Origin of the sequence: Kocuria palustris, assembly GCF_007666205.1 — a bacterium.
Taxonomy (GTDB): Bacteria; Actinomycetota; Actinomycetes; order Actinomycetales; family Micrococcaceae; genus Kocuria; species Kocuria palustris_A.
On record NZ_VDOR01000004.1, the window covers coordinates 137,940 to 163,672 of the forward strand.

The window sequence follows — 25,733 nt, forward strand, 5'->3', positions numbered from 1 at the left end:
CTCCAGCCTATCCCGGGGCGCCGGCCCCTCAGTCGAGGATCTCCCCGGTCGCCATGTCGACCGAGAGCCCCTCCTGGCCGGAGCCCCCGCCGCCTGCCTCGTCCTCGGCGTGCAGGGCGGCGAAGACCTTGAGCGCGAGCGCCTCCCCGAAGCCGGGCACGTCCTGGAGCTGCTCGACCCTGGCCTGCCGGATCCGCTTGACCGAGCCGAAGTGCTTGAGCAGCGCCTTCTGCTTGGCCGGCCCCACCCCGGGCAGGTCGTCGAGCACCGAGGCGGTCATGGCCCGGCCCCGCTTGGCGCGGTGGAACGTGATGGCGAAGCGGTGGGCCTCGTCGCGGATCCGCTGGACGAGGTACAGCGCCTCGGAGGCGCGCGGGAGGATCACCGGGAACTCGTCGTCGGGGACCCAGACCTCCTCGAGGCGCTTGGCCAGTCCGACCACGGCGACGTCGTCGATCCCCAGGTCCTCCAGGGCGCGGGCGGCCGCCGCGACCTGGGGCGGCCCGCCGTCCACGATCACGAGGTTCGGAGGGTAGGCGAAGCGCTTGCGCTCGGCCGGGTCCTCCGCCAGCTCCTCCCGGCCGAGCTCGCCCGTGCGCGGAGCCTCCCGCTCCTGCTTCTGCTCGAGGTGGCGCTTGAAGCGACGGTGGATGACGTCGTGCATCGACGCGGTGTCGTCCCGGGCGGCCTCGCCGGTGATCGAGAACTTGCGGTACTCGGACTTGCGGGCCAGGCCGTCCTCGAAGACCACCATGGAGGCGACGACATTGCTGCCCTGCACGTGGGAGATGTCGTAGCACTCGATGCGCATGAGGGCCTCGGAGAGCCCGAGGGCCTCCTGGAGCTGCTGGAGCGAGGCCGAGCGCGTGGTGAGGTCTCCGGCGCGGCGGGACTTGTGCAGCGACAGGGCCTGCCGGGCGTTCTCCTCGACCGTCTGCATGAGCTGGGCCTTCTCGCCGCGCTGCGGGATGCTCACGGAGACCCGCGAGCCGCGCAGGCCCGAGAGCCACTGCTCGAGCTGCTCCCGGTCCTCGGGCTCCTGGGCCACCAGCACGGTGCGCGGCACGGCGTCCTCGCGATAGTCCATCTCGGCGCTGCGCGGGCGGTGATGCGATCCCCCGGTCTCCTCGCGGGCCTCCTGGACCTCGCGCTGCTCCCGGGCGGCCGTCTCCGTCTCGCCGTAGACCTGCTGCAGCAGCACCTGCAGCAGATGCCCGGCATCCGTCTCCTCGACCTTCTCGGTGACCCAGCCGCGCTGGCCCCGGATGCGGCCCCCGCGCACGTGGAAGACCTGGACCGCGGCCTCGAGCTCGTCGTCGGCCAGGGCGAAGAAGTCGGCGTCCACGGCGTCCGAGAGCACGACGGCGTTGCGCTCGAAGGCCTTGCGCAGCGCCTCGACGTCGTCGCGGCGGGCCGCGGCCGTCTCGAAGTCCATCTCGGCGGCGGCCTGCTTCATCAGCCGCTCCTGCTCGCGGATGAACGGCTCCGCGTGCCCGGCCATGAACCGGCAGAGGTCGTCGACCAGGTCCCGGTGGTCCTCGACCGAGATCGAGCCGACGCACGGGGCGGAGCACTTGCCGATGTACCCGAGCAGGCACGGCCGCCCCGAGCTCTCGGCCCGGCGGTACACGCCCTTCGAGCACGAGCGCACGGGGAACACCCGCAGCACGGCGTCCAGGGTCTCCCGGATCGCCCAGGCCTGGGAGTAGGGCCCGAAGTAGCGCGTGCCCTTCTGCTTGGCCCCGCGCGTGACCATGGCCCGGGGCACCTCCTCGCCGAGAGTCACGGCGAGGTAGGGGTAGGACTTGTCGTCGCGGTAGGCGATGTTGAACCGCGGCCGGAACTGCTTGATCCACGTGTACTCGAGCTGCAGGGACTCCATCTCCGAGCCCACCACGACCCATTCGACGCCGGCCGCCGTGGTCACCATGGCCCGCGTCTTGGGCGCCAGGGTCTGCGGCGGCGCGAAGTAGGACCACAGCCGATTGCGCAGGTTCTTCGCCTTGCCCACGTAGATGACGCGCCCGGCCTCGTCGCGGAAGCGGTAGACACCGGGGTCCTGCGGGATCTCGGATCTGCGGGGGCGGTACGAGGCCGGATCAGCCACGCCGGGCATCCCCCTCCACATTGCCCGACGTGTTGAAGACGTCGGCGCGCTCCTGGCCGGAGAGCTCCGCGATGGCGTCCATGACCCGATCGGTCAGCTCCCGGCGCTGCCGCCCGGTCTGCGGGCCCTCCGCCCGGGGCACCCGGATGGGCTCGCCGAGCGTGACGGTGAACGGCCGCGGCCGGAGCAGGGTGGCCCCGGGCGGCTGGACCCGCTCGGTGCCCGCCAGCGCGACCGGCAGGATGGCGGCGCCCGTGCTCAGCGCGGCATGGGCCACGCCGGTCCGGCCCCGGTACAGGCGGCCGTCCCGGGACCGGGTGCCCTCGGGGAACACGCCGAAGACCCCGCCCGCCTCGAGCAGCTCGAGCGCCGGGTCCAGGGCCGCGACGGCGCCGCGGCGCGAGGACCGGTCCACCGGGATGATGCCCAGCACCTTGTAGACCTCCCGCATGATCCAGCCCCGGATCCCCGGCGCGTTCAGCGGCGAGGCCTTGGCGATGAACGACACCCGGCGAGGGAAGATCGCCGAGAGGATGATGCTGTCGACCAGCGCCCGGTGGTTCGACGCCACAATCACCGGCCCGGACGCGGGGAAGTTCTCGAGGCCGCGGATCTGCGCGCGGCACGCGATCATGAAGGCCTTGGCCACGACGCGCTGGGTGGTGCGGTACAGGCTGGGGCGGGGAACCCGCTCCAGGGCCCGGGTCAGCGCGCTCATCGGCCCGCTCCCGACGTCGTCTCGGCGCGGGCGTCGCCCCGGGCGGGCTCCTCGACCGCCTCCCCCTCGACGACGGCCCCGTCCAGGACCTCGCGCAGGAACTCGCCGGTGAAGCTCTCGGGCACGGCCGCGACGTCCTCGGGCGTCCCCTCGGCCACCACGGTGCCTCCCCCGGAGCCTCCCGTGGGGCCCATGTCGACCACCCAGTCCGCGGTCTTGATGACGTCGAGGTTGTGCTCGATCACCATGACCGTGTTGCCCTTGTCGACCAGGGCGTGCAGCACCTTCAGCAGCTTGGAGATGTCCTCGAAGTGCAGACCGGTCGTGGGCTCGTCAAGGACGTAGATCGTCTGGCCCCGCGACTGGCGCTGCAGCTCGGCGGCGAGCTTGACGCGCTGTGCCTCGCCCCCCGAGAGAGTGGTGGCCGGCTGGCCCAGGCGCACGTAGCCCAGGCCCACGTCCACCAGGGTGTTCAGGTGGCGGGCGATCGCGGTGTACGCCGAGAAGAACTCGGCCGCCTCCTCGATCGGCATGTCGAGGACCTCGGCGATGTTCTTCCCCTTGTACTGCACCTCGAGGGTCTCGCGGTTGAACCGGGCGCCCTTGCAGACCTCGCACGGGACGTACACGTCCGGCAGGAAGTTCATCTCGATCTTCAGGGTGCCGTCGCCGGCGCAGGCCTCGCAGCGCCCCCCCTTGATGTTGAACGAGAAGCGCCCGGGCTGATAGCCGCGGATCTTGGCCTCCTGGGTGTCCGCGAACAGCCGGCGGATCCGGTCGAAGACGCCCGAGTACGTCGCGGGATTGGACCGCGGGGTGCGCCCGATCGGCGACTGGTCGACGTGCACGATCTTCTTGAGCTGATCCGCGCCCTCGATGCGCTTGTGCCGACCCGGGACCTGCTTGGCGCCGTTGAGGTCGTTGGCCAGCCGCGTATAGATGATGTCGTTGACGAGCGAGGACTTCCCGGAGCCGGAGACGCCCGTGACCGCGGTGAACACGCCGATCGGGAACTCGACGTCCACGTTGCGCAGGTTGTTCTCCTTGGCGCCGATGACCTTGAGCATGCGCTTGCGGTCGATCGGACGGCGCTGGGCGGGCACCGGGATCTGCCGGCGCCCGGCCAGGTAGTCGGCCGTGATCGACTCCCGGTTCTCGAGCAGGTCCTCGTAGCGGCCGGTGTGCACGATGCTGCCGCCGCGCTCGCCGGCGCCCGGGCCGACGTCGACGATCCAGTCCGACTCCCGGATGGTGTCCTCGTCGTGCTCGACGACGATCAGGGTGTTGCCCATGTCCCGCAGCTTGGTCAGGGTCTGGATCAGCCGGCGGTTGTCCCTCTGATGCAGCCCGATCGAGGGCTCGTCCAGGACGTAGAGCACGCCCACGAGCCCCGCGCCGATCTGCGTGGCCAGGCGGATGCGCTGGGCCTCGCCGCCGGAGAGGGTGGCGGCGGGGCGCTCGAGGTCGAGGTAGTCGAGCCCGACGTCGAGCAGGAAGTTCAGACGGGCGTCGATCTCCTTGAGGACCTGCTCGCCGATCCGGGCCTCCCGGGGGGACAGCTCGAGCGAGCGGAAGAAGTCGAGCGCCTCGCGCATGGGAAGGCGCGTGGCATCGGCGATCGAGAGGCCGCCCACGGTCACCGAGAGCATGGTGGGGTTCAGCCGCTTGCCGTCGCAGGCCGGGCAGGGCACGACGCGCATGTACTGCTCGTAGCGCTCCTTGGCCGAGTCCGACTCGGTCTCCTCGCGCTTGCGGCGGATGTAGCCGTAGACGCCCTCGAAGCCCTGGGTGTAGCGGCGCTCGCGGCCCCAGCGGTTCCGATACGAGACCGTGACCTTGAAGTCCTTGCCCTCGAGCAGCGCCCTGCGCGCTGCCTTGGGCAGGTCCTTCCACGGCGTGACCAGGTCGAAGCCCATCTCCTCGCCGAGCCCGGCCATGAGGCGGTTCCAGTAGTCGCTGTGGGCCTTGCCCTGCGACCACGGCTGGATGGCGCCCTCGACGAGGGTGAGGTCCTCGTCGGGGACGACCAGCGTCTCATCGGCCTCCAGGCGCGATCCGATGCCGTCGCACTCCTGGCAGGCGCCGAACGGCGCGTTGAAGGAGAACGACCGGGGCTCGATCTCCGCGGCCCCGATGGGGTGGTCGTTCGGGCAGGCCAGGTGCTCAGAGAACGTGTGCCGGCGCTCGAAGCCCTCCGGCAGCTCCTCCCCCTCGCGCGTCACGAGCTCGATGACCACGCGGCCGTCGGCCAGCCCGAGCGCGGTCTCGACCGAGTCGGTGAGGCGGCGCTCGGCCCCCTCCTTGATCACGAGGCGGTCGACGACCACCTCGATGTCGTGCTTGATCTGCTTCTTGAGCTGGGGCGGGTCGTCCAGGGAGACCTGCTCCCCGTCGATCACGGCCCTCGAGTAGCCCGAGGTGCTCAGCGACGACAGCAGGTCCTCGAACTCGCCCTTGCGCCGGCGCACGACCGGGGCCAGCACCTGGAAGCGGGTCCGCTCCGGCATCTGCATGACCCGGTCCACGATCTGCTGCGGTGTCTGGCGGGTGATCGGCTCCCCGCACTGCGGGCAGTGCGGATGCCCCACGCGCGCCCAGAGCAGCCGCATGTAGTCGTAGATCTCGGTGATCGTGCCGACGGTCGAGCGCGGATTGCGCGAGGTGGACTTCTGATCGATCGACACCGCCGGGGACAGCCCCTCGATGAAGTCGACGTCCGGCTTGTCCACCCGGCCGAGGAACATGCGGGCATAGGAGGACAGCGACTCGACGTAGCGCCGCTGCCCCTCTGCGAAGATCGTGTCGAACGCCAGCGAGGACTTGCCCGATCCGGACAGGCCGGTGAACACGACCATCGCGTTGCGCGGAATCGTCAGATCGATGTTCTTGAGGTTGTGCTCGCGGGCGCCGCGGATCACGATCTCCGTCAGATCGGCTCCGGCGGCGGGGTCCGCGCTCGGCTCGGGGGCGGGCTGGCTGGGGGCGAGGGTTCGTTCGGACACGCCCTGCATGGTATCGGCAGGTCCCGACTCCGCGGCCGGCTCTGCGCTCAGGGCTGAGCGCGGGGCATGCACTCGTCGCGGCGTCCGCCGCTCAGCCCAGGCCGCGCCGGTACGCGACGACCAGCCATCCGAGATTGACCACGACGCCGAAGACCGCGGGCAGCGCGACCCAGACGCTCCACAGCAGGCCGTTGGCCGCCGAGAGCGCGAAGACCACGAGCCCGAGGAAGCACAGGGCCGCCATGACATGCAGCATCCAGCGCTGGCCCCACAGCCAGATCAGCAGCGGCACCAGATACGCGATGGCCAGCCCGAAGACGGTGGTCAGCGACGGGCCGGGCTCGAGGTCCTGGCCGAGGTCCTCGACCGCCCGGACGATCTCCGCATCGTGGGTCTGGACGTGGATCATCCACAGGAAGGCGATCAGGGAGGCGACGGTCAGCACGATCAGGCGCGGCGGTCGGCGGATCTCCCATGCCTCGTCGGCGGGCGGAAGCAGCTGGGGCACGGGGGGCTCCTGACGGGCGTCGTCGGACGGACCCGGTCAGCCTATCCAGCCGCCGCGCGCCGCGCCGGGCGGGCCGTGAGATGCCCCTCACACTCGCCCGCCCGCGGGCGGGCGGAGGTGCCCCGCCTGCCCGGAGTCTCTACAATCGGCGCCATGAACGTCACCGACACCGACACCATCGAGCTCGCGGAGATCACCGCCCGCAGGATCGTCGTCGGCGAGCTGCAGAACAACGTGTACCTGCTCACCTCCAAGGAGCACGGCTCCCAGGTCCTGATCGATGCCGCCGCGGACTCGCGGGCCATCGCCGGTCTCGTCGGGGCCGGAAGCGGCGACTGCTCGCTGTCCGGCAGCCTCCAGATGATCATCACCACCCACGCGCACCCCGATCACGTGGGGGCCCTGGCCGAGGTCAAGTCCCGCTCCGAGGCCGTCACGGCCTGCGGCACCGACGACGCCGACGACATCGACGTCGACATGGACCTGACCCTGGACGACGGCGACGTGGCCGAGTTCGAGGGCTTCGACCTCGAGGTCATCGGCCTGCCCGGGCACACCCCCGGGTCGATCGGTCTGGTCTATCGCGATCCCGACGGTCCCGCGCGCATCTTCACGGGCGACGCCCTGTTCCCGGGCGGGGTCGGGAAGACGACGTCCCCGGACGCGTTCCAGCAGGCCTTCACGAACGTCGTGGGCCGCATCTTCGACCGCTTCGACGACGACACGGTGATCCACCCCGGCCACGGGGAGTCCACGACCGTGGGTGCGGAGCGGCCCCACCTCGAGGAATGGCGCGAGCGCGGCTGGTGAGCCGCCGACAGCCATGACCGACGACGGACGGGAGGCCGCGGCACGCGCGCGCCGGGAGTTCGATCCCCGCGAGCTCGGTGCGCGAGAGACCACCCTGCTGCTCAAGTCGCTGCTCATCCCCCGCCCCATCGCCTGGGTCGGCTCGCGGGCCGGCGACGGCACCGCGAACCTCGCACCGCATTCGTTCGTCACGATGGCCTCGGAGGCGCCGCCGATCGTGCTGTTCACCTCGATCGGGCGCAAGGACACCCTGCGCTGCATCGAGCAGACCGGCGAGTTCACCGTCTCGATCGTGTCCTCCGCCCAGACCGATGCGGCCAACCTGACCTCGGCGCCGCATCCCCCGGAGACGAGCGAGTTCGAGGCCGTCGGCATCGAGCCCTCCGACTCCGTCGTCGTCTCGGCCCCCGGCGTGGCCGCCTCGCCCGCCGTGCTCGAGTGCGTGCGCGAGCAGATCCTCCCGGTCGGCGACGGCTTCCTGGTCCTGGGCCGCGTGGTGCACGTGAGCGTCGACGCGGAGGTGCTGCGCACCGACGACCGCGGCCGCACCCTGCCGGATGCCCGCGCGCTGGATCCCATGAGCCGGCTGGGCCGCAGCGAGTGGGTGGAGCTCGGACGGATCCGCGCCGTGGCCAGGCCGCAGCGGGGCTGAGCGCTCCGCGCCGCCGCGGGCGACGAGCGCGCCGTCCTGTCGGGGCGCGTGGCTAGGCTTGGCCCACGATGACACTGCTGAGCGCCCTCTCCCCCGACCTCGCCGACGCCGGCTCCCGCTACCTGCGCGGGGACTTCGCGCGCAATCCCCTCACCTCGGACGAGGTCTACGAGGGCTTCCACGGCTGGGCCTCGGAGACCGGCATCGAGCTCTACCCCCATCAGGACGAGGCCGTGCTCGAGTTCGCGGGCGGGGCGAACGTGATCCTCTCCACGCCCACCGGGTCCGGGAAGTCGCTCGTGGCCATGGGCGCCCATTTCTCCGCCATGGCGCGCGGGCAGCGCTCGTACTACACCGCTCCGCTCAAGGCGCTCGTGTCCGAGAAGTTCTTCGCGCTGTGCGAGGCCTTCGGCGCGCAGAACGTGGGCATGGTCACCGGCGACTCCGCGGTCAACGCCGAGGCGCCCATCGTGTGCTGCACCGCGGAGATCCTGGCCAACATCGCGCTGCGCGAGGGCCGGGACGCGGATCTCGGGCCCGTCGTGATGGACGAGTTCCACTTCTACGCCGATCCCCAGCGCGGCTGGGCCTGGCAGGTGCCGCTGATCGAGCTGCCGCAGGCCCAGTTCCTGCTGATGTCCGCGACCCTCGGCGACGTCACCCGGTTCGACGACCGCATGCGCGAGCTGACGGGCCGGGAGACCGCCGTCGTGGACGACGCCCAGCGACCCGTCCCCCTGAGCTACTACTACTCGGAGATCCCCGTCCACGAGCAGATCGACGAGCTCGTCTCGACCCATCACGCGCCCGTCTACGTGGTGCACTTCTCCCAGCTGCAGGCCATGGACCAGGCGCAGGCGCTGATGAGCGTCAACGTGCTGTCCAAGGAGGAGAAGGAGCGGGTGGCCGAGGTCATCGCGGGCTTCCGCTTCGCGGCGGGCTTCGGGAAGACCCTCAACCGCCTCGTGCGCCACGGCATCGGGGTGCATCACGCCGGCATGCTCCCCAAGTACCGGCGGCTCGTCGAGCAGCTCGCGCAGCAGGGCCTGCTCAAGGTCATCTGCGGCACGGACACCCTGGGCGTCGGCATCAACGTCCCGATCCGCACGGTCCTGATCACTGCGCTGTCCAAGTTCGACGGGAGCCGCACCCGTCGCCTCAACGCCCGCGAGTTCCACCAGATCGCCGGCCGAGCGGGACGCGCCGGGTACGACACCCAGGGAACGGTCGTCGTCCAGGCCCCCGAGCACGACATCGAGAACAAGCGCGCCCTCGAGAAGGCGCGGCGCAAGCACGGCGACGACGAGAAGAAGCTGCGGCAGATCCCGCGCAAGAAGCCCCCGCAGGGCTTCGTCGCGTGGTCGCAGAAGACCTTCGAAGCCCTGATCGAGGCCCGCCCCGAGCCGCTGCGGTCGTCGTTCGGGATCACGCACGCCATGCTGCTCAACCTGCTCGAGCGGCCGGGCGACCCGGTCGCGGCCACGGCCCATCTGATCGCCCACGCCGATGCCCCGCCCCCGGAGCGCCGTGCCATGGTCCGGGATGCGCTGTCGATCCTGCGCGAGCTGCTGGCCACCGAGGTCGTCGAGAAGCTGCCCGAGCCGGACGAGAACGGCAGCCGCTACCGGCTCACGATCGATCTGCAGGAGAACTTCGCGCTCAACAGCCCCCTGTCGCCCTTCGCACTGGCGGCGCTGACGCTGCTGGATCCCGAGTCGCCGGAGCACGCCCTCGACATCGTCTCGGTCATCGAGGCCACCCTGGACAAGCCGCGCCAGGTGCTGCTCATGCAGGAGAAGAAGGCGAAGACCGAGGCCCTGGCCACCATGAAGGCCGAGGGGCTCGAGTACAACGAGCGCATGCGCGAGCTGGACGAGATCACGTGGCCCATGCCGCTGCGGGAGATGCTCGAGGACGCCTTCGAGACGTACCGCGGCTCCGCGCCCTGGGTCGCCCAGCACGAGCTCGCGCCCAAGTCGGTCGTGCGGGACATGTACGAGCGCGCCATGACCTTCGGCGACTACGTCCAGTTCTACGGCCTCGCACGGTCCGAGGGCATCCTGCTGCGCTACCTCTCGGACGCGTACCGCGCTCTGCGCCAGACGGTCCCGCAGGACATGGGCACCGAGCCCTTCGACGATCTCGTGGCGTGGCTCGGCGAGACCATCCGGCAGACCGACAACTCGCTGCTGGACGAGTGGGAGAAGCTCACCGAGGGCGGCTCCCCCGCCGGCACTCCCCAGGACTCGGTCGAGGAGCTGATCCACGAGCAGCCCCCGGCCATCACGGACAGTCCGCGCGCCTTCCGCGTGATGGTCCGCAATGCGATGTTCCAGCGCGTCGAGCTGTTCGCGGACGAGAAGGAGAAGGTGCTCGGGGCCCTCGACGGCGAGTCCGGCTGGGACCGGGACCGCTGGGCCGCGGCCATGGACGCCTATTTCGACGAGTACCAGGACATCTACACGGATGCCCAGTCCCGCGGCCCCTCGCTCATCCGCATCGACGAGAAGCCGCAGGACCTCGACGGGTACTGGACCGTCCAGCAGGTCTTCGACGATCCTGACGGGCATCACGACTTCGGCATCAGCGCACGGATCGACCTGTCGGCCTCGGACGAGGACGGCTTCCCCGTGGTGCTCGTGGACAACGTCGGGCCGATCACCGAGACGGGCCGCTGATGATGCAGTTCAGAACGCATTATATGATGTAATGCAGGTTCCAGTGCATAGGGGGCTCTCATGTATGCCATGACCGTCGATCGCCGCCGCTCCCGGGCGGAGGGCCGGGCCCTCGACATGAGCGGCGCTCGAGATCGGCTCCGCACGGCCTTCCCGGAAGCGCGGCTCCCGTGGCACCTCTCCGCCGGCGACGAGCTCCAGGTGCTGTTCGCAGACCCCGAGCCCACGGTGGAGGCCGCTCTGCTGCTGGCGGAGACCGGCCGCTGGCACGTGGGCATCGGGCTCGGCGCGGTCGACGAGCCGCTGCCCGAGACGGTCGCGGAGGCGACCGGGACGTGCCTCGTGCTGGCCCGCGATGCCGTGGATGCGGCCAAGAAGCTGGCCTGCCGCACCGCGGTCCGGGGGCCGCGCCGCTCGATCCGCGCCGTGCGCGACGCCGAGGCGCTGCTCGCGCTGCTGTCGACCCTGCGCCAGCGGCGCACGGATGCCGCCCGCGAGGCCGCCTCCTTCGCGGACCAGGGGATGACGCAGGAGCAGATCTCCCGTCGGCTCGAGATCGACCAGTCCTCGGTCTCCCGGCGCCTCCGCACGGCCATGTGGCAGGAGGAGTCCGAGGCGCGGCAGGTGCTGGTCGATCTGCTCGAGTTCGCGCACGAGCGCGGTCTCGTCGGGGAGCAGAGGGGACGCTGATGGCCGAGGCGCAGACCGCTCCTTCCCCCCGGCCGCCCCGCAGCTCCGTGGCCGGCCTGCGCGGCGCCCTCACGCTCTGGGGGCCGCTCCTGCTGCTGGTGATCACCGCGATCTGGTGGCTCCGCGAGGGGGCCGTCCCGCTGTGGTGGTCCGCTCCGGCGGTGACAGCCGCCGGAGCGCTGCTGGGAGACCCCGTGGTGCGGTCCCTGCTGGAGATCGCCCGCGACACGGGCGCGGCCGAGCAGGCCCGGCTCGAGCGGCTCGAGGAGGTCCGGCCCGACACCGTGCTCACCGTGCCGACATCGACGGAGGACGAGAGCGAGGTCCCGGCCGACGACTCGCCGCCGCTGCGCGGCGGCCTGGTCATCGGAATCCTGGAGCGCGTAGCCGTCACGGTGTGCCTGATCGGCGGGTACCCGACGGGGCTCGCGGTCGTCGTGGCCGTCAAGGGGCTCGCCCGGTACGGGGAGTTCACCACGCCGAGCCAGCGCGAGCAGTTCATCATCGGGACCCTGGCCTCGCTGCTGTGGGCCGCCGGGGCCGCGGGCATGATCATGACGGTCTCCCCCGGTTCCTGAGCTGCGGCGGGCATCGCCGGCCGTCGCCGAGATGAGGAGGGCCCCGCACCGCCGACGGCGATGCGGGGCCCTTCCTGCGGGGCTCGATGCCCCCCGTCGGAGGGCCTCCGGGGTCAGTCCCCCGTGCCGCGCTCGACGCGGGACGAGCCCGAGTGCGGCTGGGGCTTGTCCACCGACGTGCCGTCCTCCTCGGCGTCCACGTCGACGGGCTCCGGGGCACGCCCCGTGGACTTGTACTCCTGGTGCGCGCCGCGCGCCTGCTCGACGAGCGCCTCGTAGGCGCTGTGGTCGTCGATGAGCTCGTCGCGGTGCTTCTGCTTGATGGCGGGCATCTTCTCGACCAGGGAGGCGCCCTTGGAGGCGAGCTTCTGGCGCTGCTCGTCCGAGGCGTCCTTGGGCAGGGCGATGTACTCCTTGGAGACGCGTCGCAGCCCGTCGATCACGCGCAGGGCGCGGCCCTTGGGGCTGAGCAGCGAGGCCAGCACGGTCACCAGCAGCACGCCGACGATCACGCCCAGCGACTGGCCGATGGTCACCTCCGGCGGGAAGTGCACGGGCTCGCCGCCGTTGATGAACGGCAGGTCGTTCTCGTGCAGGGCGTGCACGATCAGCTTGTAGCCGATGAAGCCCAGGATGATGGCCAGGCCCCACGACAGGTAGATGAGCCGGTCGAGCATGCCGTCGATCAGGAAGTAGAGCTGACGCAGGCCCATGAGCGAGAACGCCACGGCCGTGAAGACCAGGTACGTCTCCTGGGTGAGGCCGAAGATCGCCGGGATCGAGTCGAAGGCGAACAGGATGTCCGTGCCGCCGATGCAGACCATGACGAGCAGCATGGGGGTCATGACCCGCTTGCCGTTCTCGTAGGTGAACAGCTTGTCGCCGTCGTAGTAGTCCGTGGTGTGCATGTACTTCTTGGCGGTGCGGACGATGAGGTTGTCCGCCTCGTCGTCGTCATCCCCCGTCAGCTCGCCCTTGATCAGGCCGGCGGCGGTGAAGATGAGGAAGAGGCCGAAGATGTAGAACAGCCACGCGAGCTGGTTGATCGCGGCCGCGCCGATGAAGATGAACACGGTGCGTGCGACCAGCGCGAAGGTGATGCCGAAGAGCAGGACCTTCTGCTGATCCTCGCGCGGCACCTTGAAGGACGCGATGATGATCAGGAAGACGAAGAGGTTGTCGACCGACAGCGCCTTCTCGGTGATGTAGCCGGCGTAGTACTCGGTCGCGTAGACGCCGCCCCACATGGCCAGGACGAAGAGCCCGAAGATCAGGGCGATCCCCACGTAGATGGCGGACCAGACGGCCGCCTCCTTGATGTGCGGCTCGTGGGCCTTGCGCACGTGGAAGAAGTAGTCGAAGGCGAGCATGCCGATGATCACGGCGACGGTCAGCCCCCAGATCAGGGGTGAGACTTCCATAGGGGGTCCTCTCGATGAGCGGATCGGAACGCAAGTCTCTCCACCGGACCGCGGTCGGGGTGCGCGATGCGCGTGCCCGGCCCGGCCCGATCACTGTGCCCGGCGGGGGCTACGTGCCCCGCGTGCTGACGTCCACAGTGCGATCGGATACTCCCCTACGCTCACGGCATCTTACACAGGCGTCGGCTCGGGGTCCGCTCCCGGCGCCGCTCGAGCGCCGCCGCCCGGGGGCAGGTCAGGCCCCGCCGGACTCCCGGACGTGGCGGATCTCCCGCTTGACGTCGTGCAGCTCGTCGCGGATGCGTGCCGCGAGCTCGAACTTGAGGTCCATGGCCGCCTGGTTCATCTGCTCCGTGAGCTGCTCGGCCAGGTCCTCGAGGCTGTCGGCCGGGACCTCGGTGCGGCTCTCCCGCAGCTTGGCGGCCTCGGCATCCGCCTCCTTGGTCCGCTCGTCGCGGCGGCCCTTGGTGGGCGCGGTCCTGCCGCTGGCGCCGGCGCGCGCGGAGAGCAGCTCGTGGGTGTCCTCCGACTCGCGGGCCAGCTGCTCCGTGATGTCGCCGATGCGCTTGCGCAGCGGCGTGGGGTCGATGCCGTGCTCCTTGTTGTAGGCGATCTGGACCTCGCGGCGGCGATTGGTCTCGTCGATCGCGGTGCGCATGGAATCGGTGATCTTGTCGGCGTACATGTGGACCTGGCCGCCGATGTTGCGCGCCGCGCGGCCGATGGTCTGGATGAGGGAGGTGGTCGAGCGCAGGAAGCCCTCCTTGTCGGCGTCCAGGATCGCCACGAGCGAGACCTCGGGCAGGTCCAGGCCCTCGCGCAGGAGGTTGATGCCCACGAGGACGTCGAACACGCCCTGGCGCAGCTCGGAGAGCAGCTCGACGCGGCGCAGCGTGTCCACGTCCGAATGCAGGTACTGGACCTTGACCCCGTGCTCGAGCAGATAATCGGTCAGGTCCTCGGCCATGCGCTTGGTCAGCGTGGTCACGAGCACGCGCTCGTCGCGCTCGGTCCTGGCCGTGATCTCGTCCATGAGGTCGTCGATCTGCCCCTTGGTGGGCTTGACCACGATCTCGGGATCGACCAGGCCGGTGGGGCGGATGATCTGCTCGACGTAGCCGTCGGCCTGCCCGAGCTCGTACGGCCCCGGCGTGGCGGACATGTAGACGGTCTGCCCGATGCGCTCGAGGAACTCGTCCCAGGTCAGCGGCCGGTTGTCGAGGGCCGACGGCAGGCGGAAGCCGTGGTCCACGAGCGTGCGCTTGCGGGACATGTCGCCTTCGTACATGCCGCCGATCTGCGGGACCGTGACGTGGGACTCGTCGACGATGAGCATGAAGTCGTCGGGGAAGTAGTCGAGCAGGCAGTGGGGGGCCGAGCCGGCATCGCGGCCGTCGATGTGCCGCGAGTAGTTCTCGATGCCGTTGCAGTAGCCCATCTGCTCCATCATCTCGAGGTCGTACGTGGTGCGCATGCGCAGCCGCTGGGCCTCGACGAGCTTGTTCTGGGACTCGAGCTCGTCGAGCCGATCGCGCAGCTCGTCCTCGATCTGGCCGACGGCCCGGGACATCCGATCGGCGCCGGCCACGTAGTGCGAGGCCGGGAAGACGTACATCTCCTGCTCGTCGCGGATGACCTCCCCCGTCACGGGGTGCAGCGTGTAGATCGCCTCGATCTCGTCGCCGAAGAACTCGATGCGGATCGCGTGCTCCTCGTACATGGGGATGATCTCCACCGTGTCGCCGCGCACGCGGAAGGTCCCGCGGTGGAAGTCCATGTCATTGCGCGCGTACTGCATGTTCACGAACTGGCGCAGGAGGTCGTCCCGGTCCAGCTGATCGCCCACCCGGAGGGTCACCATCTGCCGGATGTACTCCTCCGGGGTGCCCAGGCCGTAGATGCAGGAGACCGTGGAGACCACCACGACGTCGCGGCGCGTGAGCAGGGCGTTGGTGGCGGAGTGGCGCAGGCGCTCGACCTCCTCGTTGATCGAGGAGTCCTTCTCGATGAAGGTGTCCGTCTGCGGGACGTAGGCCTCCGGCTGGTAGTAGTCGTAGTACGAGACGAAGTACTCGACGGCGTTGTGCGGCAGCAGCTCGCGCAGCTCGCTGGCCAGCTGCGCGGCCAGCGTCTTGTTCTGGACCATGAGCAGCGTGGGGCGCTGGACGGACTCGACCAGCCACGCGGCCGTGGCCGACTTGCCGGTGCCCGTGGCGCCGAGCAGGACGATGTCCTTCTCCCCGTCCTCCACCCGGCGCGTCAGCTCGGCGATGGCCTTGGGCTGATCGCCGGCGGGCTGGAACTCGGAGACGACCTCGAACGGGGCGACGACGCGATGGATCTCCTGGGCAAGGCTCATGCGGACCAGGCTACGCCCGGGCGCCGACAGCGCAGCGGCCCGGTGCGCACCGGGCCCTCGGCCGCGAGGAGCCGCGGCTCAGCGCAGCGGGCTCGAACCGTCCGTCGAGCCCTTGCCCGAGCTCCGGCCCGGCGTCGTGCCGCTCTCGCGGTCCTCGCCCCGATCCCGGATCGCGCCGGGATCCGCCGAGGCATCGATCCCCTGCAACCCGCCCGTGCGCCGGCGGTGGGCCAGCACGACCTCCGGCTGCTCGGGGTGCGCGAGCTGCGGGGCGTGCTCGGGCTCGGAGCCGTCGTAGTGATCGGGCGCCACGACGACGTCGGGATCGAGGCGGCCGTCGGCGGAGCGGCGCTCGTACTCTTCGGGCGGCAGCGTCCGGCGCCAGCGCCGGGTCTGCAGGGGCGCGACCTCCCCTGCGTCCTCGCGCATGGCGCGCAGCAGCGACCACATCTGGAAGTAGCCGAGCACGAAGAACGGCAGCCCGATCAGGATCGCCACGTTCTCCAGGGCGGTCAGCCCGGCCTCGCCGGCGCCCAGCAGGATGGTCGCCGCGACCGCGCCGATGGCGAGGACCCACCACACCCGCTGGTGCACCGGGGACACGTCGTCGTGGCCGCTGGCCATGTTGTCCATGACGAGCCCGGCGGAGTCCATCGAGGTGATGAAGAACAGGGAGACGATGATGATCGCGAGCACCGAGACGAGCTCGGTCAGCGGGAAGTGCCCCAGGAAGGCGAACAGCGCCCCGGGGATGTCCCCCTCGCCCACGACGGCCTCCACGAGCCCGCCGCCCTGGTTGAGCTCGATGTCGAAGACGCCCGTGCCGAAGATGCCGAACCAGATCACCGAGAACAGCACGGGCAGGCCGAGCACTCCCCCGATGAACTGGCGGATGGAGCGGCCCTTGGAGATCTGCGCGATGAAGATGCCGACGAACGGCGACCACGTGATCGTCCAGGCCCAGTAGAAGACCGTCCAGCCGCTCTGCCAGCCGGTGTCGCCGAGGGTGTCGTTCCAGAACATCAGCCCGGGCAGCTCCTGCATGTACACGCCGAACCACTCGATCGCCCCGCGCAGCATCATCACGGTCGGGCCGGAGACCAGCACGAAGACGAGCAGGCCCACCGCCAGCAGGATGTTGGCGTTGGACAGCACCTTGATGCCCCGGTCCAGGCCCAGGGCCACCGAGACCGAGGCCACGATGGTCACCGCGACGATGATGAGCAGCTGGCTCAGCGCCGACTCCGAGATCCCGAACAGGGTCGCCAGACCGGCGTTGATCTGGAGGGTGCCCAGGCCGATCGACACGGCCACGCCGGTCAGGGTCCCCACGAGCGCGACGATGTCGATCGTCTTGCCCACCGGTCCGTGGATGCGGGCGCCCAGCAGGGGCTGGAACATCGACGAGACGCGCGGCGGGAGGTTGCGCTTGTACATGAAATAGCCGAAGCACAGGGCCGGCAGCGCGAAGATCGTCCAGGTGTGCAGGCCGAAGTGGTAGAGGGTGATGGCCATGGCGCTGCGCGCGGCCTCCTGGCCCTCCGGCTCGACCCCGTGGAACGGCGGCTCGGCGAAGTGCGAGATCGGCTCGGCGACGGCCCAGAACATCAGGATCGTCCCGATCCCGGCCGCGAAGAGCATCGCGAACCACGCGAGCGTCGAGTGCTCCGGGCGGGAGTCCTGGGCGCCCAGCCGCAGGCCGCCGAAGCGGCTGATGCCGATGTAGACCAGGAACAGCAGGAAGACGGAGACGCCCAGGATGTAGAACCAGCCGAGGTTCTCCATGATCCAGCCGGAGCCGCCCGCGAAGAAGGCGTTCATGGCGTCGGTGAACAGCAGGGATCCCAGGACGAAGCCCAGGACGATGATCACGGCCGCGAAGAAGATGACGGGATTGGTGCGCAGATGCAGGGCGTCGTGCAGTCTGGTGAGCATAGGTGGGTCCGCGGCCTGCGCACATGCGCCGCGGCGCATGCCGAGGTAGAGGGTGACGAGGACGGAGGCCGCGCAGCCCTGGTGGTGATGGTCGACCGGTGTTCGCGGTGCGGGGTGCGCTCTAGCCGCCTCGGGCGCGCCTCCACGGTAGGCGGGGATCCGCGCTGGCCCCAGACGGCACCGGACACACCGCTCCGACCTGGGACGACGGCTCCGTCATGGAACGCGGCGCTCCCACCATGCATCCACCGCGGCGACGAGCTCGGCCACCGTCCCGTCGTTGACCAGGACGTCGTCGGCGGCCTCCCGGCGCTGCGCGTCCGTGGCCTGGGCGTCGATCCTGGCCGCGGCGTCCTCGGGGCTCATCCCCCGGTCCTCGACCATCCGCCGGATCCGCTGCTCGCGCGGCGCCTCGATCACGAGCACGAGGTCCATCTCCTCGGCCTGGCCGGTCTCCACGAGCAGCGGGATGTCGCGCACGATCACGGCCCCGGGGCGCTTGGCTCGGGCCTGCTCCACGAGCTCGCGGGATCGCTCCCGGACCAGCGGATGCACGATGGCGTTGAGGCGTTCGCGGGCCTGCGGGTCGGCGAAGACCCGGCGCCCCAGGGCGGGCCGGTCGAGTGCCCCGTCGGGCCCCAGGATCCCGGAGCCGAAGGCCTCGACCATCGGCTCGATCGCAGCGCCGCCCGGGCCCTGCAGCTCGCGGACCACGGCATCCGCGTCGATCAGCACGGCCCCGTGCTCCCGCAGACGCCGGGCCGCCGTCGATTTGCCGGAGGCGATGCCCCCGGTGAGTCCGATCATCGTCATGGGCCCAGGCTAGCGGCCGGGCCCGCCGATCGGCCCTGCCGTCCTCCGCTCCGGCACCCGCCTCCTAGGATCGGGGCATGCCCCAGCGCTACACCGTCCTGTCCGCGCACGACGAGATCGCCCACGAGATCGAGATCAGGCGCTCGCGCTTCCTGTGCGTCCTGCGCCGCGTGCAGACCGAGGAGCAGGCCCGCGACCTCGTCGCGCAGCTGCGCCGGCGGCATCACGACGCCCGGCACCACTGCTCGGCCTTCGTGCTGGGCCCGGACCGGGCGGTCCAGCGCTCGAACGACGACGGCGAGCCCTCCGGCACCGCGGGTGCCCCCATGCTCGAGGCGCTGACGCAGCACCGCGGCCCCTCCGGCGCGGGTTCCCCGGCCGCGGACGCGGAGCCGCCCGCCGATCTCTCGGACGTCTGCGCGGTCGTGGTGCGCTGGTTCGGCGGGACGCTGCTGGGCGCCGGCGGGCTGGTCCGCGCCTACTCCCAGGCCGTGGCCGAGACGCTGGCGACGGCTCCCCTGTGCACGCGGGCCCGGCGCCGGCACGTGAGTCTGGCCGTCTCCCCCGGTTTCGCCGGCAAGCTCGAGAACGAGCTGCGCACGAGCGGCATCGCCGTGCTGGGCACCGACTACGGGGCCGCCGAGGCGCTCGTGCGCGCGGCCGTCGAGGACCGGGACGACGCCGTGGAGCACCTGCGGGCCGTCGTGGCCGAGGTGACCTCGGGCACCGGCCGGCTGCGCGACGACGGGACCGGCTGGGTGGATCTCGGCTGACCGGCGGCCCGCAGGCGCGCAGGGCCTCGTCCGGTGCTCAATCGGCGCCCGGGCTGCCCTAACGCGGCGAGCCGTCGCCGTTCTCCCGCTCGGTCCGCCAGGTCCGGGGCTGATGGGTCTCGTACTCCGGCTCCGTGCCCGGCTCGAAGTCGGGCCGCATGGTGTAGTCGTCCATGTCGTAGCCGCTCTCCCCCGCGCGGCGGTGGTACTCCTCCAGCGGGAGCACCTGCTTCCACTGCCGGGTGCGGATCGGGCGCGCGCCGCCGAAGTCCTCGCGCACCGCCTGGATCACCATCAGCGCCTGGACGAACATCATCGCCGTGATGGGCAGGCCGAAGACCTTGATGACCTCCTGCAGCGCAGTGAGCGCATCCTCGCCGGAGCCCAGCAGAAGCACGACGCAGATCCCGCCGATCGCCAGGGTCCAGAACACCCGCTGGCGCATGGGCGCGGCGTCCTCGTGCCCCGAGGCCATGGCGTCCAGGACCAGCGCCCCCGAGTCCAGGGAGGTGATGAAGAAGATCGTGATGAGCACGAGCGCGAGCACGGCGGTCAGCTCGAGCAGCGGGAAGTGGCCCAGGAACTCGAAGAGCGACGCCGGGACGTCCCCGTCCTCGACGATCGTCTGCACCAGGCTCCCGCCCTCGCGCTCGATCCGGAAGGCGTTGACGCCCATGATCCCGATCCACAGCAGCACGAACAGCGACGGGATGATCAGCACCGCGACGACGAACTCGCGGATCGTGCGCCCGCGGGAGATCTTGGCGATGAACATCCCGACGAACGGGGCCCAGGTGGCCGTCCACGCGAAGTAGAACACCGTCCAGGTCCCGGTCCAGTCGCTGTCGCCCCACGCGGTGTTGAAGAACGCCAGGGTGGGCAGCATGGCCAGGTAGCGCCCTGCGGATTCGACCGTGCCCTTCATCACCTCGGTGGTGGCCCCGAACATCAGCAGGAACAGCAGCAGGGCGATCGCCAGGAAGATGTTGAGGTACGACAGCCGCTTGACGCCCTTGTCCATCCCGGCGATCACCGAGACGAGGGCCACCGCGGTGATCACGGCGACGATGAGCGCCTGCACCCATCCGGCCATGGGGATCCCGTACATGACGTCCAGCCCGCCGTTGATCTGCATGGCGCCCTGCCCGATCGACACGGCCAGGCCGAAGATCGTGGCGATCACCGTCATGGCGTCGATCGTCTTGCCGATGGGCCCGTGGATGCCGTCGCCCAGCAGGGGCTGGAACGATGACGAGACCCGCGGCGGCAGCTTGCGCTTGTACGTGAAGTACGCGAAGGCCAGCCCCGGCACGATGAAGATCCCCCACATGTGCAGCCCGAAGTGGAAGTTCGCGATGCCCAGGGCGTCCGAGGCCGCCTGCACCGATTGCGCCTCCACGCCGTACATCGGCGGGTTCGCATAGTGGTTCACCGGCTCGGCGACGCCCCAGAACATCAGGACGGCCCCGACGCCGGCAGCGAAGAGCATCCCGAACCAGGCCATGCCGGAGTACTCGGGCTCGGCGTCGTCGTCGCCGAGCTTGATCCGCCCGTACCGGCTCATGGCCAGCCCGAAGGCGAAGATCAGCATGCAGGTGATCGCGGTGACGTAGAACCAGCCCAGATTCGCGGAGATCCAGGCGGCCAGCGTCCCGAAGACGCCCGCGACCCCGCCGGGGAAGATCACCATGATCACGGCGAAGGCCACCACGAATCCGGACGCGGCGAAGAAGATCTGCGGGCTGGTCCGCAGCCCCAGTCGGTCATGGAGCTTGGTGAGCATGGACGTGGGGCTCCCAGGGGGTGGAGGCGGAGGAGGCGGCGCGGTCTGCCCGGAGGCCAGCCGCGGCATCGACGGGCGAGCCGTCGGAAGCCGCGCTCCACCCTATGCGAGATCGTCGAGCGCCCGGAGCCGGTCGGCGCGCCCCGCGGGCCTCGGGGACCGTGAGACCCCCGGCACGGCGAAGGCCCCCGCCGGCGAGCGGCGGGGGCCTTCGGATCAGCCCGCGGGCGCGAGGACGAGCCTCGAGCCGCGGCCTGCGCGATCAGTTGCCGGTGAGCTTCTCGCGCAGGGCGGCGAGGGCCTCGTCGGAGGCCAGGGTGCCGCCGTCCTCGTCCTGGGCGTCCGAGGAGTACGACGACGGGGCCGACTGCGAGGACGAGCTCGGGGCGGAGCTCGACGAGGACGAGGTGGCCACGCCGGCGCCGGCGACAGCAGCCTCGGCGTCCTCGTTGAGGTGGCGGCGCACCTGCTCCTTGTGGGCCTCCCAGCGGGCCTGGGCCTCGGCGTACTGCTGCTCCCAGGCGGCGCGCTGCTCCTCGAAGCCCTCGATCCACTCGTTGGTCTCGGGATCGAAGCCCTCGGGGTACTTGTAGTTGCCCTGCTCGTCGTACTCGGCGGCCATGCCGTACTGCGCGGGATCGAACTCGGTCGAGTCCGGGTCCACGCCGTCGTTGGCCTGCTTGAGCGACAGGGAGATGCGGCGGCGATCCAGGTCGATGTCGATGACCTTGACGAACAGCTCCTCGCCGACGGAGACGACCTGCTCGGCCATGTCGACGTGGCGCTGGGCCAGCTCGGAGATGTGCACCAGGCCCTCGATGCCGTCCTCGACGCGCACGAACGCACCGAACGGGACGAGCTTGGTGACCTTGCCCGGCACGACCTGGCCGAGCGCGTGGGTGCGGGCGAAGAGCTGCCAGGGATCCTCCTGGGTGGCCTTCAGCGACAGGGAGACGCGCTCGCGGTCCATGTCGACGTCCAGGACCTCGACCTTGACCTCCTGGCCGACCTCGACGACCTCGCCCGGGTGGTCGATGTGCTTCCAGGACAGCTCCGAGACGTGCACCAGGCCGTCGACGCCGCCGAGATCGACGAAGGCGCCGAAGTTGACGATCGAGGACACGTGGCCCGTGCGGACCTGGCCCTTCTGGAGCTTGTTGAGGAAGTCGGAGCGGACCTCGGACTGGGTCTGCTCGAGCCACGCGCGGCGCGAGAGCACGACGTTGTTGCGGTTCTTGTCGAGCTCGATGATCTTGGCCTCGAGCTGCTGGCCGATGTACGGGGCCAGATCGCGCACGCGGCGCATCTCCACGAGCGATGCCGGCAGGAAGCCGCGCAGGCCGATGTCCAGGATGAGGCCGCCCTTGACCACCTCGATGACGGTGCCGTTGACGACGCCGTCCTCTTCCTTGATCTTCTCGATGTCGCCCCAGGCGCGCTCGTACTGAGCCCGCTTCTTGGACAGGATCAGGCGGCCTTCCTTGTCCTCCTTGGTGAGGACCAGGGCCTCGACCTGATCGCCGACGGCCACGACGGAGTCGGGGTTGATGTCGTGCTTGATCGAGAGCTCGCGGGACGGGATGACACCCTCAGTCTTGTAGCCGATGTCGAGGAGGACCTCGTCACGATCGACCTTGACGACAGTGCCCTCCACGAGGTCGCCGTCGTTGAAGTACTTGATGGTCGCATCGACGGCGGCGAGGAAGTCCTCCTCGGTTCCGATGTCGTTGACGGCGACCTGCGGGGTGGTGGTGGTCATGTAGTAGGGACTCCGATGGAATTGGAAAGTGGTCGGTTCGGTCTTCGGCTCGCCGCTGCGGCGCATCGGCCGCGGGCGAGCGGATCGTACGGGTGCACACGGTGCACCGATCAAGTCTAACGGCCGGATCAGCGCGCATCAACACTCCCGAGCGCGTGAGCACTCGGGAGGGGCCCCGCGAGCACGTGCTCCGAGGAGGGCCGGGGGCTCAGTGCGCGGCGGCGTTCCAGTCGGGGCCCGTGCCCACGTTGACCTCGAGGGGCACCGAGAGCTCGGCGGCGGCGCCCATCTGCTCGCGCAGGATCTCGGTCACGCGCTCGACCTCGCCGGCGGCCGCCTCGACCACCAGCTCGTCGTGCACCTGCAGCAGCACCCGGGAGCGCAGGCCGTCCTGGGCCAGCGCGCGGTCCACATTGATCATGGCCCGCTTGATGATGTCGGCCGCGGAGCCCTGGATGGGCGCGTTGAGCGCGGCGCGCTCCGCTCCCTGGCGGGCCTGGCGGTTGTCGCTGGCCAGATCCGGCAGGTACCGGCGGCGGCCGTCGATCGTGGCGGTGTAGCCGGCCTCGCGAGCCTCCTCCACGACGCCGCGCAGGTAGTCCCGCACGCCGCCGAAGCGCTTGAAGTAGTCGGACATCATGGTCCGCGCCTCGTCGACCGAGATCTGCAGCTGCTGGGACAGCCCGTAGGAGCTCAGGCCGTAGACGAGCCCGTAGCTCATGGCCTTGACCTTGGCGCGCATCTCGGAGGTGACGTCCTCCGGGGCGACCGAGAAGACCTTGGAGCCGACGTAGCGATGCAGGTCCTCCCCCTGGCGGAACGCGTCGATCAGGGCCTCGTCCCCGGACAGGTGGGCCATCACCCGCATCTCGATCTGCGAGTAGTCGGCCGTCACCAGGGTCTCGAGGGGCCCCTGATCGTCGGAGCCCACGACGAAGACGGCGCGGGTGCGCCGGCCCTCCTCGCTGCGCACCGGGATGTTCTGCAGGTTCGGATCCGTGGACGACAGGCGCCCCGTGGCGGCCACGGTCTGCTGGTAGTCGGTGTGGATGCGCCCGTCGTCGGCCACGGCCTGGCGCAGGCCCTGCACGATCTGCTTGAGCTTGCTGGTGTCGCGCCAGCGCATCAGGGCCAGCAGGAACCGGGCGCCGTCGGACTCCGGATCGACCCTGGTGAGCAGATCCGCCACGGCGGAGGCCGAGGTCGTGTAGCCGGTCTTGATCTTCTTGGTCGGCGGCAGCCCCAGAGTCTCGAAGAGCACGGTCTGCAGCTGCTTGGTCGAGCCGAGGTTGACCTCCGGCTCGCCGTCCTCGCGGGGGACGATCGACTGCGCGGTCTCCCAGGCCTGTCGGATCGGCCCCTCGAGGTCGTCGATCAGCTCGGTGACGCGCTGCGAGTCGACGGCGACTCCCGTGAGCTCCATCTGCCCCAGGATCCGGGCCAGCGGCAGATCCATCCCGGTGAGCAGCTCCAGCTGGTTGTCGGCCTCGAGGCGCTCGCGCAGGTGCCGGGAGAGCTGCAGGGCCGAGAGCCCGAGCGAGGCCTCGTGCAGCAGGCGCGCCTGCGACGTGCGGGCCTGTCCCGCGGCGTCCCCCGCGACGTCCAGCGAGGTCTGCCCCTCCGCGGCGGCCGACGGCTCCTGGAAGTCCTCGATCTCGATGTCCAGGTGCGCGGCCAGCAGGCCCTCGAGGTCGTAGCCGCTGCGCGCCGGCTCGATGAGGTAGGCGGAGAGCTGGACGTCGTCGATCGCGCCGGCCAGCTCGAGGCCGCGCACGCGCAGCGACTTCCACAGCTCCTTCAGTCCGACGACCACCTTCGGCCGCTGCTCGTCGGAGAGCCAGCTCGCCAGGGCGCCGTCGAGCTCGTCGTCGGCCGCGCTCAGGTCGATCTGCAGGGCCGAGGGGGCGCCCTCCCCCTGGCCGGCGCACACCAGCAGCAGCTCCGTGACATCGCGGGCGCCGGGGAGGCGGGCGTCGTCGTCATGACGGACCGGGCGCACGGCCACAGGCGCGTCGCCGGAGCGCTCGAGCCATGCCGCGAGCTGCTCGGCGGTCTGCGCGGCCTCGACCTGCTCGATGACCGGCGCCGCCGCCCGGGGGGCGGCGTCCTCCGCCGCGAGAGCCTCGAAGAGCCGGCCGCGCAGCCCGGAGCCGAACTCGAGCTCGTCGAAGATCTCCCCGACGCGCTGGGTGTCCGGTGCCGGGATCGCGGCGTCGTCGATCGAGAAGCCGAGCTCGAGGTCCGTCTCCAGTCGGTTGAGGCGGCGGTTGCGGCGCACCAGATCCAGGTTCTCGCGCAGGGCCTCGCCCTTCTTGCCGGTGATGCTCCCGGCGTGGTCCAGGATCGACTCGACCGGGCCGTAGGCCTCGATCCACTTGGCCGCGAAGCCCGGCCCCACGCCCGGCACGCCGGGGAGGTTGTCGGCCTGCTCGCCGGTCAGCGCCGCGAGGTCCGGGTAGTTCTGCGGGGCGACCTTGTACTTCTCCAGCACCGCCGCAGCGTCCATGAGCCGCAGGTCGGACGGGGTGCGGCCCGGGTACACGATGGTCACGTTCTCGTCGACCATCTGGAAGGCGTCGCGGTCGCCCGAGAAGACGAGGACCTCGAACTCCTGACGGGACCCCTGTGCCGCGAGGGTGGCCAGGACGTCGTCGGCCTCGTAGCCCTCCTTGGTGACGATGGGGATCTCCAGCGCCTCGAGCACCTGCTGGATGCGCGGGATCTGGCCCAGGAACGCCTCCGGGGTCTCGTCGCGGCCGCCCTTGTAGTCGCCGTACTCCTGGGAGCGCAGGGTGGGGCCCTCGAGGTCGAAGGTCACGACCAGGTGCGTGGGCCTCTGCTCCCGGAGCATCTTGGCCAGCGTGTTCAGGAAGCCGTAGACGGCCTCCGTGTGCGTGCCGTCCTCGGTCACGAACGACGGCCCGTTCCCGTACTCCGCGGCGCGCGAGAGCGCGAAGAACGCGCGGAAGGCCAGCGAGTGGCCGTCGATCAGCAGCAGGCGGCGCTCGGGGCGCTCGATCCGCTGCGGCAGGGGCACCTCCACCGGGGCATCGGTCTTGACCCCGATCGTCACGGACGACGGGGCGGAGGTCTCGGTGCTGGTCTTCGTGCTCACGCGCCCATCCTAGGGGCGGGCCCGGACACCGC

Annotated in this window: 17 protein-coding genes; 6 read left to right on the forward strand and 11 right to left on the reverse strand. The window is 70.5% G+C overall.

The genetic code is table 11. The features are described from left to right. Positions 1-28: 28 nt before the first annotated feature. From uvrC to FSY66_RS06480, 4 genes are all read right to left on the reverse strand, one after another. Complete coding sequence (uvrC, locus tag FSY66_RS06465) at positions 29-2,107, reverse strand: excinuclease ABC subunit UvrC (protein ID WP_144792450.1); 2,079 nt, start codon at positions 2,105-2,107, stop codon at positions 29-31. Beyond that, the gene (locus FSY66_RS06470) at positions 2,100-2,825 is read right to left on the reverse strand and encodes a lysophospholipid acyltransferase family protein (RefSeq protein ID WP_144792453.1); all 726 of its coding nucleotides are present in this window, start codon (positions 2,823-2,825) and stop codon (positions 2,100-2,102) included. The genes uvrC and FSY66_RS06470 overlap by 8 nt, the downstream gene beginning before the upstream one ends. Further along, on the reverse strand, positions 2,822-5,836 hold the full coding sequence (gene uvrA, locus FSY66_RS06475; protein WP_260853533.1) for an excinuclease ABC subunit UvrA: 3,015 nt from the start codon (positions 5,834-5,836) through the stop codon (positions 2,822-2,824). The genes FSY66_RS06470 and uvrA overlap by 4 nt, the downstream gene beginning before the upstream one ends. Before the next feature lie 82 nt (positions 5,837-5,918). After that, the gene (locus tag FSY66_RS06480; protein WP_186304468.1) at positions 5,919-6,335 is read right to left on the reverse strand and encodes a hypothetical protein; all 417 of its coding nucleotides are present in this window, start codon (positions 6,333-6,335) and stop codon (positions 5,919-5,921) included. 153 nt (positions 6,336-6,488) lie between these two features. On the opposite strand from FSY66_RS06480, the gene FSY66_RS06485 reads away from it, so the two are divergent. The 5 genes from FSY66_RS06485 (at position 6,489) to FSY66_RS06505 (ending at position 11,743) form a co-directional block, all read left to right on the forward strand. Continuing rightward, a complete protein-coding gene (locus FSY66_RS06485; protein WP_186304470.1) occupies positions 6,489-7,145 on the forward strand; it encodes an MBL fold metallo-hydrolase in 657 nt (218 codons plus the stop codon). Positions 7,146-7,158: 13 nt separating this feature from the next. Beyond that, positions 7,159-7,797, forward strand: a complete 639-nt coding sequence (locus tag FSY66_RS06490; RefSeq protein WP_144792462.1) for a flavin reductase family protein — start codon at positions 7,159-7,161, stop codon at positions 7,795-7,797. Between the two features lie 68 nt (positions 7,798-7,865). Beyond that, a complete protein-coding gene (locus FSY66_RS06495) occupies positions 7,866-10,475 on the forward strand; it encodes a DEAD/DEAH box helicase (RefSeq protein ID WP_144792465.1) in 2,610 nt (869 codons plus the stop codon). 69 nt (positions 10,476-10,544) lie between these two features. Then, complete coding sequence (locus tag FSY66_RS06500; protein WP_144792468.1) at positions 10,545-11,165, forward strand: transcriptional regulator; 621 nt, start codon at positions 10,545-10,547, stop codon at positions 11,163-11,165. Continuing rightward, positions 11,165-11,743 carry a hypothetical protein gene (locus FSY66_RS06505; RefSeq protein ID WP_260853534.1) on the forward strand — a complete coding sequence of 193 codons (579 nt, stop codon included), beginning with the start codon at positions 11,165-11,167 and terminating at the stop codon, positions 11,741-11,743. The genes FSY66_RS06500 and FSY66_RS06505 overlap by 1 nt, the downstream gene beginning before the upstream one ends. Positions 11,744-11,856: 113 nt before the next feature. On the opposite strand, the gene FSY66_RS06510 is transcribed toward FSY66_RS06505, so the two are convergent. The 4 genes from FSY66_RS06510 to coaE form a co-directional block, all read right to left on the reverse strand. Continuing rightward, the gene (locus FSY66_RS06510) at positions 11,857-13,164 is read right to left on the reverse strand and encodes a TerC family protein (RefSeq protein WP_260853535.1); all 1,308 of its coding nucleotides are present in this window, start codon (positions 13,162-13,164) and stop codon (positions 11,857-11,859) included. 235 nt (positions 13,165-13,399) lie between these two features. Then, a complete protein-coding gene (gene uvrB / locus FSY66_RS06515; RefSeq protein ID WP_144792471.1) occupies positions 13,400-15,523 on the reverse strand; it encodes an excinuclease ABC subunit UvrB in 2,124 nt (707 codons plus the stop codon). 78 nt (positions 15,524-15,601) lie between these two features. Beyond that, positions 15,602-17,458: a BCCT family transporter gene (locus tag FSY66_RS06520; RefSeq protein WP_144792474.1), complete on the reverse strand. Its 1,857-nt coding sequence runs from the start codon at positions 17,456-17,458 to the stop codon at positions 15,602-15,604. 216 nt (positions 17,459-17,674) lie between these two features. Next, the gene (gene coaE / locus FSY66_RS06525) at positions 17,675-18,271 is read right to left on the reverse strand and encodes a dephospho-CoA kinase (protein WP_144792477.1); all 597 of its coding nucleotides are present in this window, start codon (positions 18,269-18,271) and stop codon (positions 17,675-17,677) included. Between the two features lie 77 nt (positions 18,272-18,348). Here coaE and FSY66_RS06530 point away from each other — a divergent pair, with 77 nt between their 5' ends. Beyond that, entirely contained in the window at positions 18,349-19,044 is a 696-nt protein-coding gene (locus tag FSY66_RS06530; RefSeq protein WP_144792480.1) for an IMPACT family protein, read from the forward strand. 58 nt (positions 19,045-19,102) lie between these two features. Here the strand turns inward: FSY66_RS06530 and FSY66_RS06535 are convergent, their stop codons facing one another. The 3 genes from FSY66_RS06535 to polA all read right to left on the reverse strand — a co-directional run bounded on the left by FSY66_RS06535 (position 19,103) and on the right by polA (position 25,701). Beyond that, complete coding sequence (locus FSY66_RS06535; protein ID WP_144792483.1) at positions 19,103-20,827, reverse strand: BCCT family transporter; 1,725 nt, start codon at positions 20,825-20,827, stop codon at positions 19,103-19,105. A 262-nt stretch (positions 20,828-21,089) separates the two neighbouring features. Continuing rightward, positions 21,090-22,586 carry a 30S ribosomal protein S1 gene (gene rpsA, locus FSY66_RS06540; protein ID WP_144792486.1) on the reverse strand — a complete coding sequence of 499 codons (1,497 nt, stop codon included), beginning with the start codon at positions 22,584-22,586 and terminating at the stop codon, positions 21,090-21,092. A gap of 208 nt (positions 22,587-22,794) precedes the next feature. Beyond that, complete coding sequence (gene polA, locus FSY66_RS06545) at positions 22,795-25,701, reverse strand: DNA polymerase I (protein ID WP_144792489.1); 2,907 nt, start codon at positions 25,699-25,701, stop codon at positions 22,795-22,797. Between the last annotated feature and the right edge of the window lie 32 nt (positions 25,702-25,733).